Raw genomic sequence first — 15,771 nt, 5'->3', positions numbered from 1 at the left:
GATTCAATGAAAAAGAAAATCATACATATTGTCGTTATCGTCGGTGCCTTAAGTAATGCAGCGATTTTAGCATTTATGGACATGCCGGCGTGGCTCATCATCTTAATGTCGGTTATATATATCGTAATCTTTGAAGGGCTCCTGCTCGTACTGGAACCACGCTTAGTCCGTGCTGAACGTGAACGGAATATTAAAGCGTTTCCCTTTTTACGAGAGCTGGTCGATGCTAAAAAAGCGACGGTTGCTTTGCGGGATGGTTCGGTGTTATATAATGCGACGTTTGAAGGCTATGCCCACCCAAAAGATGCGAAAACGATCTTACTTTATGTACATAAAGTAAAAACGAAAAAGGAAAATCCAACATTTACTGAACATTCTATTAAACTTATTAACATAAAAAGTGTAAAAAAGATTCAATAATAAGAAAATGAGACAATTTGCAGAGACTTCCTGTAAATTGTCTTTTTTATTTACAAAGCTTTACATTCAATTAACGGCTAAATTATATAAGCTTAATAAAATTTCACTATAGTTGGAATTGTAAGAAAAAACATCTATTAAACAAGCGGAGGAATTACAAATGAAAAAGTGGCAGTACTTAACATCAACAGCTTTACTAGGTTCAGCAATTCTTTTAGGAGCATGTGGCGGAGAAGAGAACAATGATGAAACGTCTACATCTGCACAAACAAACACAGAACAAGCTGATACGGGCAGCGCACAATTAACAGGTAATGTAGTAGGCGATGGTTCGTCAACAGTTGCTCCAATTACAGAAGCATTAGTTGAAGAATACGCGGGGGTACAGAAAGATGTACGCGTAGCAGTTGGTGTATCTGGTACAGGCGGCGGTTTCGAAAAATTCATAAATGGTGAAACAGATTTCTCAAACGCTTCTCGCCCAATCAAAGATACTGAAGTGGAAGAGCTGAAAAACGCAGGAGTAGAATATACAGAATTTGAACTTGCTTACGATGGTTTATCGGTTGTAATACATCCTGAAAATACTTGGGCAAAAGATTTAACAGTTGACCAATTAAAACAGATTTGGATTGAAGACGGTTCTACAAAAAAATGGTCTGATATTGATCCTTCATGGCCAAGTGAAGAAATCGTGTTCTATTCACCAGGTTCTGACTCAGGTACGTATGATTACTTCGATGAAATCATTTTAGATGGTGAAGACATCGTTAAATCAGCAACATTATCTGAAGATGACAATGTGTTGGTACAAGGGGTAACAGCAGACAAAAATGCAATCGGCTATTTCGGTTACGCGTACTACCTGGAAAATAAAGACAAACTACAAGTTGTAACTGTAGATGGAGTGGAACCAACAAACGAAACAATTGAATCAGGTGAATATTCTCCATTATCACGTCCACTATTTGTTTATGTGAAAAACAGTGCAGTTAAAGATAATGAAGCAACATATGACTTTATGAAATTTACACTTGAAAACGCTGGTGAAATGGCAGAAGTAGTAGGATATGTTAGCCTGCCAGATGAAAAGTATGAAGAAGCGTTAAAAGAGTTAGAAGCACTAAAATAATTTCGATGTTTAATAGTGTGGGGTGGCTCTCATGCCCCCACACATTTTTTAATGTAAAAAAATTAATCGTTTTATTTTATATAATGACTGGAAGGAGTTTTCGCACATGGCTCTTAAACAACAGGAGCAGGTAAGTGTCCAACAATTAATCGAGCGTTCGCGCAATCGCAAAGGAAAGAAAGTAATCGAAAAGTTAGTACCGTTCGGGTTATTTCTAGCAGCGACGATTTCGGTTCTTACGACGTTTGGGATTGTATTTACACTAATATTCGAGACATTTGAATTCTTTACGCGAGTGTCGATTACAGATTATTTATTTGGTACAGAATGGCTGCCATTCTCTGGTAAGGAGCCGTTATATGGAATATTGCCATTAATATTCGGGACATTTAAAATAACACTGATTGCTATTATTGTAGCTGTGCCATTCGGTTTAGGCGCTGCCATCTATCTGAGTGAATATGCATCAGAACGTGTACGAAAAATCATTAAACCGATTTTAGAAGTACTTGCAGGTGTACCGACGATTGTTTACGGGTTCTTTGCTTTAACATTCATCACACCGATATTACAGGCGGTTATTCCCGATTTAAAAATTTTCAATGCAATCAGCCCTGGGATCGTTGTCGGAATTATGATACTTCCAATGATCACATCCATGTCCGAAGATGCGATGAGCTCAGTTCCAAGGTCGATTCGTGAAGGTGCGTTAGGGTTAGGTGCAACAAAATTCGAAGTAGCAGTTAAAGTTGTTCTGCCAACCGCATTATCAGGAATTGTCGCTTCTGTCGTATTAGGTATTTCCCGGGCAATAGGTGAGACGATGATTGTTTCCTTGGCAGGGGGATCTACACCAAAATTCGACTTTGGCTTTACGGATTCGATTCAAACGATGACAGCCTATATCGTGCAAGTTACGACAGGTGATGCCGGTTATGGGACAACAATTTACTACTCAATTTATGCGGTAGGATTCACGTTATTTATTTTCACGCTAGCAATGAATTTACTCGCAACATATATTTCAAAACGCTTCCGAGAGGAGTATTAAAATGCGCTATATTCAAGAAGATTTAGTAATGAAGCGAATGAATAAACGCCTCATTTCTAATAAATTATGGAAGATTATTTTCATTCTTGCCACGAGTTTTGCCCTTGTTTCATTAGGTATGCTGCTTTATCGAATTTTGACGCAGGGACTTGGTTTTTTAGATATAGATTTCATTACAAACTTCGCGTCACGTATTCCTGAAAATGCAGGGATTAAAGCCGCATTGGTTGGATCTTTATGGCTGATGAGCGTAGTTGCTCCTGTCTCAATTATTTTAGGTGTGAGTACAGCGCTATATTTGGAAGAATACGCAAAGCAAAATAAGTTGAATGACTTTATCCGCATCAATATTTCTAACTTGGCAGGGGTACCATCAATTGTTTTCGGTTTGCTGGGATTAACAATTTTCGTACGTCTGTTTGGCTTTGAAAAAAGTATTTTGGCGGCAGGTTTGACGATGAGCTTACTAATATTGCCGGTTATTATTGTGGCTGCACAAGAAGCAATCCGCGCGGTACCTAATGAACAGCGGGAAGCTTCATATGGAATGGGTGCGACGAAATGGCAAACGATTGTCCGGGTTGTTCTGCCAGCTGCTATTCCGGGAATTTTAACAGGAAGTATTTTAGCGTTATCTCGGGCAATTGGTGAAACAGCACCATTAGTAGTAATCGGAATTCCAGTTATATTACAATTTTTACCAACAGGTTATCTTGATACATTTACCGCATTGCCGATGCAGATTTTCGACTGGGCAAAACGTCCGCAAGAAGCGTTCCAGTATGTGGCTTCAGCAGGAATTATCGTATTAATGATTTTCTTATTAACGATGAATTCCATTGCCATCTTTATTCGAAATAAATTCCAAAAAAGATATTAGGAGTGAAATGGAATGGTTCAACTATTAACGAAAAATAATGTGCGTCAACCTGCAATGGGCATCGAACCGAATCAAGGGAATGTCATGCAGTCTAATAACTTTAATTTATGGTATGGGGATCACCATGCTTTAAAAGATATCAATCTGGAAATGAAGGAAAATGAAGTAACGGCAATTATCGGTCCTTCTGGATGCGGGAAATCGACCTATATAAAAGCATTGAATCGAATGGTTGAACTTGTGCCGATCGTACGTACATCAGGTGAAATCAATTACCGTGGCCGCAATATTTTTTCGAACGGCTATGAAGTGGAAGAACTACGCACGAAAGTCGGCATGGTATTCCAAAAACCGAACCCGTTTCCGAAATCAATTTATGATAATATCGCATACGGTCCACGTATTCATGGGATTAAAAATAAAAAAATTCTGGATGAGATTGTAGAAAAGTCACTACGTGGTGCAGCCATTTGGGATGAAGTAAAAGACCGCTTAAACCAGAATGCCTATGGTTTATCAGGTGGTCAACAGCAGCGTATTTGTATCGCACGTTGCCTGGCAATCGAACCGGATGTCATTTTAATGGATGAACCGACATCGGCGCTTGACCCGATTTCTACATTAAAAGTAGAAGAGCTTGTACAGCAGATGAAAGAACAGTATTCGATTGTCATCGTGACACATAACATGCAGCAGGCAGCGCGTATTTCCGACAAAACGGCCTTCTTCCTGAACGGTGAGGTCGTGGAGTTTGATAAAACAGATATCATTTTCTCGACACCATCAGATCAGCGTACCGAAGACTATATTTCCGGCCGATTTGGATAATGAGAAAAGGAGAATGATAAGATGATTCGCGAACGTTTTGAACAAGATCTAATAGCGGTACAGCAAGATTTAATGGAGCTGTGTGATTTAAGTATTCATGCATTACAGGAGTCTTTTAAAGCCTTTTTGAAAAAGGATATTGATTTAGCGTTGCAGGTAATTGATACCGACCCGAAGATTAATCGGTTGGAAGAATTGATCAATGACCGAGTGATTTTACTGATTGCAAAACAGCAGCCTGTTGCAACAGATTTACGTCGCTTAATCGTTATCATCAAAGCAGCATCAGACATGGAGCGAATCGGAGATCATGCGGTCAATATCGCAAAGGAATCTATTCGAATTGGAAAAGCGCCATTTGTCACGAGCGTGGAGCCGATTGAGGAAATGTTCCATAAAACGATCTTAATGCTGCGTCAAATTGTCGATGCCTTTATAGAGGAAAATACAATAAAGGCAAAAGAAATTGCAAATCTTGATGATGAAGTCGACGAATTAACAGGCAATACACTCAGTAACTTAATGAAGCTCTCCGTTTCCAATGAACATGTGGCGCAAGTAACAAGTTTATCATACGTATGCCGCTGTATTGAACGTGCGGCAGACCACGCAACAAATATTGCCGAGCATTTATTCTACCTTGTAAAAGGGAAACATTATGAGCTGAATAATTAAATGTCCAAAGTATAGGGAGGAAACTTCTTATACTTTTTTTGTTTTTAACTTTATTTCAACAATTTGTTTATGAATAATTTATGAAATGAAAGGGTACATGGTACAATAAAGGTAATTCAAATAAGTTACGTACTTATTTATGTATAAAGGGGTAGACAGCATGTTAAAAACAATTGTATTTGACCAATTAAAGCAAGCAATGAAAAACAAAGATGCGTTAGCTAAAGGAGTATTGACTTTAGTGAAGTCCGCATTGGATGCTGCAGAAAAGGAAAAGGGCGCGGAATTGACGCCACAGGAAGAAACTGCTGTCATTAATCGTGAAATTAAGCAGACAAACCAATCACTGGAAGGTGCAAAGCAAGCGGATCGTTCAGACTTAATTGAAAAAGAAGAAGCAAAATTAGTTATTTTAAAAAGCTTTTTACCAAAGCAGTTGACTGAAGAAGAAATCTCAGCTGAGCTTCAGGCAGCGGGTATTACTTCAGGCATGAATATGGGAGATGCAATGAAAATTGCAAAGCCATTATTAGATGGAAAAGCAGATGGAGCGACCATTTCAAAAGTTGTCAAAACGCTCATTTCCTAAATTAAAAATCTATGAAAAGGAGGTGTGCCGCAATTATTTGGCGATCACGTCCTTTTCGCTATATTTCTAAAAGTATACTATATACAATTCAAAAGGAATTAGAATAGGGAGGATTAAAATGACCTTACATGAACAGATTAAACTGTATGTACCTTACAATGAACAGGAAGCAAAGGATCGGGACATCATTTTACGTGCAATGGCTACTTTATCGGATGTCTTGACACGAAACAATGAAGTTCTGCATTTTACAGCCTCTGCATTTGTGTTCAACCCGGACCGTACCCGCGTATTAATGGCTCATCATAATATTTATAATTCATGGGGCTGGATGGGCGGTCATGCAGATGGGGATCCGGACTTATTTAATGTAGCCAAAAAAGAGCTGATGGAAGAAGCAGGTCTTCCAGTTGCAAAAGAAATCCAGGAAGATATTATTTCGCTTGATATCCTGCCTGTTATCGGTCATATGAAGAACGGGAAATATGTTGCGGCACATTTACATTTCAATGTGACTTATATATTTGAAGTAGAAGATGAAGCAACGTTTAAAGCGAAGCTCGACGAAAACAGTGAAGTCGGCTGGATTGAGATGGGCGAAGTTGCTGAGAAATGTTCAGAAGCGCATATGATTCCAATCTATGAGAAAATTATTGAGAAGGTAAAAAAAATCGGCTGTTAAAATGTAATTTAATAATGCAGCTTTTCAAAACTTCATGCCATGGGATGAAGTTTTTTCGTACGAAGATTTTCTGGATACAACTGGCTGATGTACAGAAAAACACAAACGATTGCTGAAAATGAAATAATTTCACAAAATTAAACAGCCGTGTGCTAAAATAACGTTGTATAAACAAAAGGGAGGCTATTTTCAAATGGCGAAAAAAGTAAAAGAATATAAAATTAACCCAGACCGAGTGGAAGAAGCATTATTAGTTCAAAACCGTATGCTTATTGAATTATTCGTTCAAGTTTTAGATGAGCAATTAGTAATTGAACGTCCTATCTTACACGAACGTTTAGAAAACTTAATCGAGCTTTCAGATAACGATCGTGATTTAAAAGATACTTTACACGCTTTAACTCAAAAATTATAATTACATACATTTTTGTGTGGTGCGGTATCCTAGAGATACCGCTTTTTTTTATGTAGAAAAATTCGCGCGCAGTTTAAATTACTACTTTTTAATTTTGATTTTCGCTATACTATCGGTATTGATTTGAAAACAGATGGAGGGGTTTCACATGACAAATGAATATAAGACTGTTTTAACCGATGAAATTCTTCATTTTTTATATCGTAACGCATCTTTTCAAGCTTTAGATGAAAATCAGCAGCAACAGTTTCTCGAGAAATTTGGTCAACAACCATTATTCATAGAGGTTATCGAAATTGCAATTGCACTTGAAGAAATGATTGCAGAAGTGGAAGCAACGATACCAAAAATACAGGATAAAGATTATTTATTCCCGATTGAGCAACAAAAGCAAATGCTGAAAGATCGGACGGTTATTGATGGAAATGTATTGTATGTTCCGTTTGATGAGGTGAACAACCTTTATTCGCCGATGATTGTCATCTTACAGCAATCTGACGCCATGCAGGAGTTTGAAATCTTTACAAAAGGGACTATATTCCCGTTATTTAATTTATGTGCTGTCCAGAAGAGGGATTTAATCATCCTTCCGTTTAGTAATAAACCGGCTCAACCGTTTCTTTTTAGAAATGGAACAATTGATATTGAATTGTTCGACCAATTTTTGCAGCAGTATTTAACTGGAGACGCTCAAATTATGCCGGCAATAGAAAAGGCGATTGAATTCTTTACTCATGATAATATCGATAATCAGCGGGATCTCATGATTATTACGGATAATCAATTTACCGATTTCCATAAATTGAATCAACAAGTTACAGCAGAGAATATGCAGGAGCTTGATATTGACCTGGCCGTCATCGCAATGAGCGAGGCGGATTTTGAAAAACAGCCGATTGCATATGCTGACAAAGTATTTTTTGCAAACGATTAATAGATTTTATTTACGAATCCGTTACGGGTTCGTTTTTTTATTGGTCGGATTTTTGTTATAGACAAGGGATTTTAAAAGGGGATGCGGAATATTTAAAGAAAGAATATATAAATAGAGAGAAATGGAGTGTTTCGTTCAATGTATACAGCCTATTGCAGAACCGTCCAAAGTTCAATGCGTGTCGGTATGAAGCTTATGAACTGGAGAAAACCAGAATTACTCCAAGGGGAAAACAGTCTTGAAAGATTGCCGGACCTTGTGAAAAGTTTGAATTTAAATATGCTTTTAGTGATTACCGACGAAGGAATTCACAAGCTGGGGCTTATGGATACGTTATTAGATGGCTTACAGGAGCAAAATATTGCATTTGTTGTCTATAATAAAACAGTTCCAAACCCAACTTTCATAAATATTGAAGAAGCGCTGGAAATGTATTATGCGTATCATTGTGATGGCATAATAGCATTTGGCGGAGGGTCACCGATGGATTGTGCTAAGGCGGTTGCAGCAAGGATCGCACGCCCAGAGAAATCACTGGCTGATTTAAAAGGTTTATTTAAAGTAAGAAAAGAAATGCCGCCGTTTTTTGCGATTCCGACAACGGCTGGCACGGGGAGCGAAGGGACGATTGCCGCCGTCGTATCAAATAGTGAAACACATGAGAAATTCGCCATTATGGATCCGGTACTTGTACCGCACTATGCTGTATTGGACCCGGTATTAACAATTAATTTGCCTCCGCATATTACAGCTACAACAGGAATGGATGCATTGACACATGCTGTGGAAGCCTATATTGGAAAAAGCAATACTGAGGAGACGAGGAAATATGCCCGCGAGGCTATTATTATTATTTTTAAATATTTAGTACGCGCCTATGAAGATGGGACAGATATGAAAGCTAGAACGGAAATGCAGCGTGCCTCGTATTTGGCAGGGCTTGCATTTACTCGGGCATATGTAGGCTACGTCCATGCCATTGCTCATACACTCGGAGGATTTTATCAAGTTCCGCACGGTTTTGCCAATGCAGTGATTCTGCCACATGTACTTCGATTTTACGGGGAAAGCGCTGCTAAGCCGTTAGCAGAACTGGCGACAATTGTGGGCATCGGTAAAATAACAGACAGCGATGAAAAAAAGGCAGAGTTATTTATCGAAGCAATTGAAGAACTGAATAACAAGATGGAAATTCCTCATAAAATAACAGGAATCATCAACCGTGATGTACCATTGATGGTCGAGCGCGCATTACAAGAAGCGAACCCCCTTTACCCGGTACCGCGCATTGTGAATAAAGATGAAATGTTTTATTTATACCAAATCATTCAGGAATAATGGATAAGGCTATCTAAACAAGTAAACCCCGAATTTCTTTTGAAGAAATTCGGGGTTTATGATTGGTTATATGTTATTGCTCAAGCTGGTCGTCGAAGTAGTTTAATAAGCCTTGATAAATGCCGAGTGTTGCTTGCTCCCGGTAATAATCTGTAGTAATTGCCCGTTCTTCAGAAGGATTACTTAAATAGCCTAGCTCAAGTAATATAGCATTTTGACGGTTTTCGCGTAGTACTAAATAGTTGCCGAAGCGTGGTCCGCGGTCATTCAAGTTAACTTTTGATGCCAACCCTTCATGAACATATTCCGCAAGTTTTTGCTGATAACCGTTCGTATAATAGGTCGTAAAGCCGCTTACTGAACTATCTTCATTTGCGTCATAGTGAATACTGATAAATGCATCGGCACCTGCCTGATGTGATACTGCAACACGCTTTCGCAAGTCGACAAAAATGTCGGATTCACGCGTCATGACAACATTTGCACCGGCAGCCTGTAATTTGGAACGGAGCAGTTCTGCTGTAATAATATTAATATCTTTTTCGTCTGTTCCACGAACACCGGTAGTACCACGGTCGTTACCACCGTGACCGGCATCCAGTACGATTGTTAAGCCTTTTAATGTACCTTTTTTACGTTCGGCTGCCTCGCTTGTATTGTTTTTAGATGTAGTTCCTTGTGAATTGTTTTCACTTACAACCCAGTTTGCGACGTATGCGGTTTGACTATCATTTACTGCGATTTTAAACCAGTCGTCTTCACTTTCCACTATCGGATATGTATGACCAGCATCTGCAATGACAACAACATTTGAAGAAGTCGAAGGGGATTCCCTTAAATTTGTCCCATTATAAATAATCGTAACAAAGTTTTTCGTTTCTTCTTTTTCAGATGAAGGGTTTTGTTTCAATTGTTTTGTAAACGTTCCGTAAAAACTGTATATCCAACCTTTTTTGCCTTTTTCATACTCAATCTCGACCCAATTATGATCTCGGCTGACTACTTTAAATTGTTGCCCTTCAGTGGCAAGCCCTAATTTTTTGGAAGTTAAATCAGGTTTTTTTCGGATATTGACAGCATTTACGTTAACGGTAAATGTATTCGGATCAATTTGTTGTATTGGTTCATTTGACTGTTCCTGTTGCCCATTATCAGAAGGAGGAGCAGGCGTTTCCGTATTCGCTTCTTTCACTGTGACATATTCCGCAAATACCCAACCTGTCATATCATCGAACTGAATTTGAATCCAATCCTGTTCTTGTTTTAAAAATTTGCTTTCCGTCCCGGAAGAGATTTTTGTCAGCACAGAAGCGGATAATGATGGTGATACACGAACATTTAAAGAGTTTACTTGAGAAATGACTGTTTTATCAGTTGACGAGTCTGATTGCCCGCTTGCTGTTTTCACAAGCCATGCCGCAACCCATCCTTCTTGTTGTCCGACTTGAACATGGTGCCAATCACCTTGTTTTTCGATCGAAGTAATTTCAGTTCCCTCTTTTAACGTATCGAGTATCGGATAAGAAAGACCTGGACCTTCACGTAAATATAAAATTTCCGCGTTTACATATAACGGTTCCCCGTTGGCATGAGCAGGGAGAGCGGAAAAATAATACGGAACAATCGATGTGAATAATAATAAAAGTGATAAACCTATTATTATTTTATTGTTTTTCATAGTTTCCTCCTTTTAAATTATTTAGTTAAATGACCCTTTCACTATATACTCATATATTATAAAAGTATTTATGACAAAAAATATAGCGTTTTTTTGAAAATGGTTGACAACTTGTCATGACATCATTAAGATTAGTGTTAATTTAACAAAAGTAACATTGCCAATGACCAAACAAGTAGCGGTTGCCAATGCTGAAAAGAGAGGGAAAGACTTAGGCTGTAATCTTTCCTGCAGTATGTAACATGTGAACAACAGTTGAGAGGCGTTTCCTCGAAAAAAATTTTTTCTAGTAGGGGAAGACGGAATCGGCCGTTATCCGAATTCGAGAGGATGTAGTCATACATCAATTAGGGTGGAACCGCGGAAGATTATACAAGCTTTCGTCCCTTGCAGTTTTTGCAAGGGGCGGGGGCTTTTTTTATTTTCTTCTAAATTAGCACGCGAACGGTTTGGTCAACTAAGAGAGGAGTGCTTTTTATGAATTTTAAAGTACCTAAAGGAACACAGGATATTTTACCGGGTCAATCCGAAAAATGGCAGTATGTAGAACGTGTCATTCGTGATTTATGTGATAAATATCGCTATAACGAAATTCGCACACCAATGTTTGAATCAACAGAACTATTTCAACGTGGTGTAGGCGATACAACGGATATCGTACAAAAAGAAATGTACACATTTACGGACAAGGGAAATCGTTCGTTAACATTACGTCCTGAAGGAACAGCTTCAGCGGTACGTGCATATGTAGAGCATAAAATGTTTGGTCAGGCAGATCAGCCTGTCAAACTTTATTACACAGGTCCAATGTTCCGTTATGAACGTCAGCAGGCAGGTCGCTATCGCCAATTCGTTCAGTTTGGTGTAGAAGCTATTGGCTCAGCCGATCCGGCGATTGATGCGGAAGTAATGGCACTTGCAATGGATGTGTATACAACACTTGGATTGACGGATTTAAAATTAGTCATTAATTCATTAGGTGACAAAGAGACACGTGATGCGCACCGCAGTGCATTAATCGGGCATTTCACTCCGGTTGTTGGAGAGCTTTGCAGTGATTGTCAAAGCCGTCTAGAGAAAAATCCTTTACGTATTTTAGATTGTAAAGTAGATGCGAAACACCCGGCAATGGCAACTGCACCGGCATTAACAAATTATTTAACGGATTCTTCAGCGGAATACTTCACGAAAGTAAAACAATATTTGGATGTGCTGGGCATTTCCTATGAAGTGGACCCTAACTTAGTACGGGGTCTTGATTACTACAACCATACAGCGTTTGAAATTATGATTACCGGTGATGGGTTCGGTTCAATTACGACACTTTGCGGTGGCGGTCGCTATAATGGTTTAGTTGAAGATATTGGCGGACCGGAATCACCTGGTATCGGATTTGCCCTATCAATTGAACGATTATTATTAGCGCTGGAAGCAAAAAATATTGAGCTTGCAACGGGTAATAATCTGGAAATGTATGTTGTGGCAATGGGCGAAGAGGCAAAACTAAAAGCAGTGGAGCTTGTAAGTTCATTCCGTGCAAAGGGTATTTCAGCAGATATGGATTATTTAGACCGAAAAATGAAGGCACAAATGAAAGCTGCCGACCGTGCAAATGCAAAATTTGTCATTGTACTAGGTGAGTCAGAATTAGAAGAGCAAGCAGTAAACGTCAAAACAATGGAAACAGGCGATCAGACAAAAGTCGAATTCGGTCAGCTTGTCCAATACGTTTTAGAAAACAAATAGTTGGAGGAATAACAATGGCGCAAAGAACACATGCATGCGGTTTAGTAACAGCTGCAGAAGCGGGACAGGAAGTTGTATTAAAAGGTTGGGTACAAAAACGTCGTGACTTAGGCGGATTAATTTTCGTAGATATGCGTGACCGTGAAGGCATCGTACAAGTAGTTTTCGGTGATCAGGCGAAAGATGCTTTAGAACTTGCTAATAAAATTCGTAATGAGTTTGTCATTGAAGTAAAAGGTAAAGTTGTTTTACGTGATGCGACTCAAATAAATAAAAATATGAAAACAGGCGAAATTGAAGTGGCAGCTTCAGAACTGACGATTATTAACGAAGCTAAAAACCCTCCATTCGCAATCGATAACAATGTGGAAGTTTCAGAAGAATTACGTTTGAAATACCGTTATTTAGATTTACGTCGCCCTGTAATGTATGACACATTTAAAATGCGTTCTGATGTAACACGTACAATCCGTAATTTCTTACAAAACGAAGGCTTCCTGGAAGTAGAAACACCAATTTTAACGAAATCAACACCAGAAGGAGCGCGTGACTACTTAGTTCCATCACGTGTCCATGACGGCGAATTTTATGCATTGCCGCAATCACCACAGCTGTTTAAACAGCTTTTAATGGTAGGTGGCTTTGAGAAGTACTTCCAAATCGCTCGATGCTTCCGTGATGAAGACTTACGTGCGGACCGTCAGCCGGAATTTACACAAGTTGACATTGAAACTTCATTCTTGTCAATGGATGAAATTATCGAAATGAATGAGCGTCTTCTTACTCAAGTTATAAAAGATGTAAAAGGTATTGATGTCGTTACACCATTCCCACGCATGAGCTATAAAGAAGCAATGGATCGTTTCGGTTCAGATAAACCAGATGTACGTTTCGGGTTGGAATTAAAACAGCTTTCAGACATCGTGAAAGAATCTGCTTTCGGAGTATTTGCAAACGCAGTGGCAAATGGCGGCGAAGTGAAGGCGATCAATGTGAAAGGCGCGGCAGCTAACTATTCTCGTAAAGACATTGATGCTTTAGGCGAATTTGCCGGCCGATACGGAGCAAAAGGTTTAGCTTGGTTAAAAGTGACGGAAGATGGCCTGAATGGTCCAATCGCGAAGTTCTTTGAAGGAGAAGCAGCGGACGGAATTATTCAAGCAACAGAAGCACATGCTGGTGACTTATTATTATTCGTTGCAGACAAATCTTCTGTAGTTGCAGACGCACTAGGCGCATTACGTTTAAAATTAGGAAAAGAATTAGGCTTAATCGATGAGTCGAAATTCGAATTCTTATGGATTGTTGATTGGCCATTATTCGAATATGATGAGGCGGAAGGTCGTTATTATGCGGCTCACCATCCATTTACTCGTCCATTCGATGAAGATTTAGAGTTAATGAATACAAACCCTAAAGAAGTTCGTGCTCAAGCCTATGATATCGTATTAAACGGTTATGAGCTTGGCGGCGGGTCACTTCGTATTTATGAGCCGGATTTACAAGCGAAAATGTTTGAACTGCTAGGATTCAGTGAAGAAGAAGCGCGTGCACAATTCGGTTTCTTACTAGAAGCATTTGATTACGGCGTTCCTCCACATGGCGGTTTAGCAATGGGTCTTGACCGATTAGTAATGCTTCTTGCTGGTCGTACAAACTTACGTGATACAATTGCATTCCCGAAAACAGCAACTGCAAGCTGTTTATTAACAGATGCACCATCACAAGTTTCCGATGCACAGCTTGAAGATTTAAGCTTACGTATCGCAGCATCAGCAAAAAAATAACACGTTAAGGTATTTCTTCCCTCGGGAAGAAGTACCTTTTTTTAAAAAGTAAAATGGTACCATATATTTCTAAAAAATTAGTACAATTTTAATAATTTATAAGAATGGGATGTTTCCGATTGAATAATCAGAATATTGGTGTTAATATATCATTAATACGAATCCTGAAGTGTTCGTCGCTATATTTGTTACTAAACACTTTTGACCGAACAATAAATCGTTGGGAGCTACTATTACCGTAGAAGCAAACATGCCCCATTTGGAGCGGGAAGTTTAACGCTGCGATTAGTGCACCCCCTTGCTATAGACGCGGGATCAAAACGATGTTGTAGCAAGACGGCATATTTGGGATTCGTCAATTTCTAATTTTACTCTTCTACTTTCATGTAGAAGAGTATTTTTATTTTCCTTTCATAACTGGGATTGAAGCATTCATGAAGCAAAAATATTATTAATGCTACTTTCTGTCGTTATATTGTTGCTTGCATCTCGTAATTGATGTCGATATAATGCCTAGTAGAATGATAAAGATTGAGGGGTAAAATTAGATGTTACATCAATTTTCACGAAACGAATTAGCTATTGGAACAGAAGGGTTAGAAAAACTTAAAGAAACGACAGTCGCAATTTTAGGTGTGGGCGGTGTAGGCTCGTTTGCAGCAGAAGCATGTGCACGCAGCGGAATTGGCCGTATCATATTAGTAGATAAAGATAATGTGGATATTACGAATGTTAATCGACAATTAGTTGCCTATCTATCAACAGTCGGAAAATCAAAATCTGCTGTTATGAAAGAACGAATTGCAGATATTAATCCGAAGTGCGAAGTAATTGATATGCATATGTTTTATACAGAAGAAACATATGAACAATTTTTCGCGCAAGGAATCGATTATGTAATCGATGCATCCGATACAGTAATGTACAAAATCCATATTATGAAAGAATGTTTAAAACGCAACATCCCAATTATCTCAAGTATGGGTGCTGCGAATAAAATGGATCCTACACGTTTCCAAATTGCGGACATTTCAAAAACGCATACAGATCCACTGGCAAAAGTAATTCGTACAAAGCTTCGTAAAGAAGGCATTAAAAAAGGTGTAACTGTTGTATTTTCAGATGAATCCCCAATTGTTGTTCGTCCTGATGTTGCACAATATGTAGGAAAGCCTGAAGCTGAAATCCGCAAAGCACAATTACCGCCTTCATCAAATGCATTCGTACCATCTGTTGCTGGCTTAATTGCTGCTAGCTGGGTAATTAATACGATTTTAAAAGATGTCCAAATTAATCGCGTTCAAGGGTAAGCAAGGACTTCTTTAAATAAAAGGATGTGTGAAGGGGGTTTCGGACCCTTTAACACATCTTTTTTTATTGGATAATTACTATACGATTAAAACTAATTTAAAGTGCTTTTTTTTCATATATAATTTAATTGTGGAATTGATTCAACAACAAATGAATCTTTCCATCAATAAATTTATTGCGCAATAAATTACATACTTCATTTAGTTATACAAAAATTTCCTAGAAAGGCATAATAATATGAATAGTTATTCATTTTTTGATATAAGTTGTTATTATTGTGGTAAAATAATAAAAATGTTTAATAA

Annotated in this window: 15 protein-coding genes, 1 other RNA gene and 1 other annotated feature; of the genes, 15 read left to right on the top strand and 1 reads right to left on the bottom strand. The window is 38.5% G+C overall.

Going from position 1 to position 15,771, the window contains the following annotated elements; all coding sequences use genetic code 11:
• Positions 1 to 6 precede the first annotated feature (6 nt).
• The 11 genes from AC0VXV_RS12470 (at position 7) to AC0VXV_RS12420 (ending at position 8,944) form a co-directional block, all read left to right on the top strand.
• The gene (locus AC0VXV_RS12470) at positions 7 to 420 is read left to right on the top strand and encodes a response regulator (RefSeq protein ID WP_475528488.1); all 414 of its coding nucleotides are present in this window, start codon (positions 7 to 9) and stop codon (positions 418 to 420) included.
• Positions 421 to 580: 160 nt separating this feature from the next.
• On the top strand, positions 581 to 1,552 hold the full coding sequence (locus AC0VXV_RS12465; protein WP_475528487.1) for a PstS family phosphate ABC transporter substrate-binding protein: 972 nt from the start codon (positions 581 to 583) through the stop codon (positions 1,550 to 1,552).
• Positions 1,553 to 1,658: 106 nt separating this feature from the next.
• Entirely contained in the window at positions 1,659 to 2,603 is a 945-nt protein-coding gene (gene pstC, locus AC0VXV_RS12460) for a phosphate ABC transporter permease subunit PstC (RefSeq protein ID WP_475528486.1), read from the top strand.
• 1 nt (position 2,604) lies between these two features.
• A complete protein-coding gene (pstA, locus tag AC0VXV_RS12455; RefSeq protein ID WP_475528484.1) occupies positions 2,605 to 3,483 on the top strand; it encodes a phosphate ABC transporter permease PstA in 879 nt (292 codons plus the stop codon).
• Positions 3,484 to 3,537: 54 nt separating this feature from the next.
• Positions 3,538 to 4,311 carry a phosphate ABC transporter ATP-binding protein PstB gene (gene pstB / locus AC0VXV_RS12450; protein ID WP_475531462.1) on the top strand — a complete coding sequence of 258 codons (774 nt, stop codon included), beginning with the start codon at positions 3,538 to 3,540 and terminating at the stop codon, positions 4,309 to 4,311.
• A 21-nt stretch (positions 4,312 to 4,332) separates the two neighbouring features.
• Positions 4,333 to 4,986 carry a phosphate signaling complex protein PhoU gene (gene phoU / locus AC0VXV_RS12445; RefSeq protein WP_475528482.1) on the top strand — a complete coding sequence of 218 codons (654 nt, stop codon included), beginning with the start codon at positions 4,333 to 4,335 and terminating at the stop codon, positions 4,984 to 4,986.
• A 160-nt stretch (positions 4,987 to 5,146) separates the two neighbouring features.
• Positions 5,147 to 5,575, top strand: coding sequence for a GatB/YqeY domain-containing protein (locus tag AC0VXV_RS12440; protein ID WP_475528480.1), 429 nt, complete (start codon positions 5,147 to 5,149; stop codon positions 5,573 to 5,575).
• Between the two features lie 118 nt (positions 5,576 to 5,693).
• On the top strand, positions 5,694 to 6,257 hold the full coding sequence (locus AC0VXV_RS12435) for an NUDIX hydrolase (RefSeq protein ID WP_475528478.1): 564 nt from the start codon (positions 5,694 to 5,696) through the stop codon (positions 6,255 to 6,257).
• Between the two features lie 193 nt (positions 6,258 to 6,450).
• Entirely contained in the window at positions 6,451 to 6,672 is a 222-nt protein-coding gene (locus AC0VXV_RS12430) for a phosphate-starvation-inducible protein PsiE (RefSeq protein ID WP_475528477.1), read from the top strand.
• 148 nt (positions 6,673 to 6,820) lie between these two features.
• Positions 6,821 to 7,606 (top strand): vWA domain-containing protein, encoded by a 786-nt coding sequence (locus tag AC0VXV_RS12425; protein WP_475528475.1) that lies wholly within the window; start codon positions 6,821 to 6,823, stop codon positions 7,604 to 7,606.
• A 138-nt stretch (positions 7,607 to 7,744) separates the two neighbouring features.
• On the top strand, positions 7,745 to 8,944 hold the full coding sequence (locus AC0VXV_RS12420; protein WP_475528474.1) for an iron-containing alcohol dehydrogenase: 1,200 nt from the start codon (positions 7,745 to 7,747) through the stop codon (positions 8,942 to 8,944).
• Positions 8,945 to 9,017: 73 nt separating this feature from the next.
• Here AC0VXV_RS12420 and AC0VXV_RS12415 read toward each other — a convergent pair whose 3' ends face one another.
• Positions 9,018 to 10,622: an N-acetylmuramoyl-L-alanine amidase gene (locus tag AC0VXV_RS12415; protein WP_475528473.1), complete on the bottom strand. Its 1,605-nt coding sequence runs from the start codon at positions 10,620 to 10,622 to the stop codon at positions 9,018 to 9,020.
• Between the two features lie 154 nt (positions 10,623 to 10,776).
• Positions 10,777 to 11,013: a binding site (T-box leader), on the top strand.
• 86 nt (positions 11,014 to 11,099) lie between these two features.
• On the opposite strand from AC0VXV_RS12415, the gene hisS reads away from it, so the two are divergent.
• From hisS to AC0VXV_RS12395, 4 genes are all read left to right on the top strand, one after another.
• Complete coding sequence (hisS, locus tag AC0VXV_RS12410; protein WP_475528471.1) at positions 11,100 to 12,368, top strand: histidine--tRNA ligase; 1,269 nt, start codon at positions 11,100 to 11,102, stop codon at positions 12,366 to 12,368.
• A 14-nt stretch (positions 12,369 to 12,382) separates the two neighbouring features.
• Positions 12,383 to 14,155 (top strand): aspartate--tRNA ligase, encoded by a 1,773-nt coding sequence (gene aspS, locus AC0VXV_RS12405; protein ID WP_475528469.1) that lies wholly within the window; start codon positions 12,383 to 12,385, stop codon positions 14,153 to 14,155.
• 158 nt (positions 14,156 to 14,313) lie between these two features.
• Positions 14,314 to 14,511, top strand: a non-coding RNA gene (gene ssrS, locus AC0VXV_RS12400) — 6S RNA.
• A gap of 192 nt (positions 14,512 to 14,703) precedes the next feature.
• Positions 14,704 to 15,465 carry a tRNA threonylcarbamoyladenosine dehydratase gene (locus AC0VXV_RS12395; RefSeq protein ID WP_475528468.1) on the top strand — a complete coding sequence of 254 codons (762 nt, stop codon included), beginning with the start codon at positions 14,704 to 14,706 and terminating at the stop codon, positions 15,463 to 15,465.
• Positions 15,466 to 15,771: the final 306 nt, after the last annotated feature.

The sequence above is a fragment of the Solibacillus sp. iso_87 genome, assembly GCF_056173085.1.
Note: the sequence above shows the minus strand (reverse complement) of the source record. Positions and strands in the feature narration are given on the sequence as shown.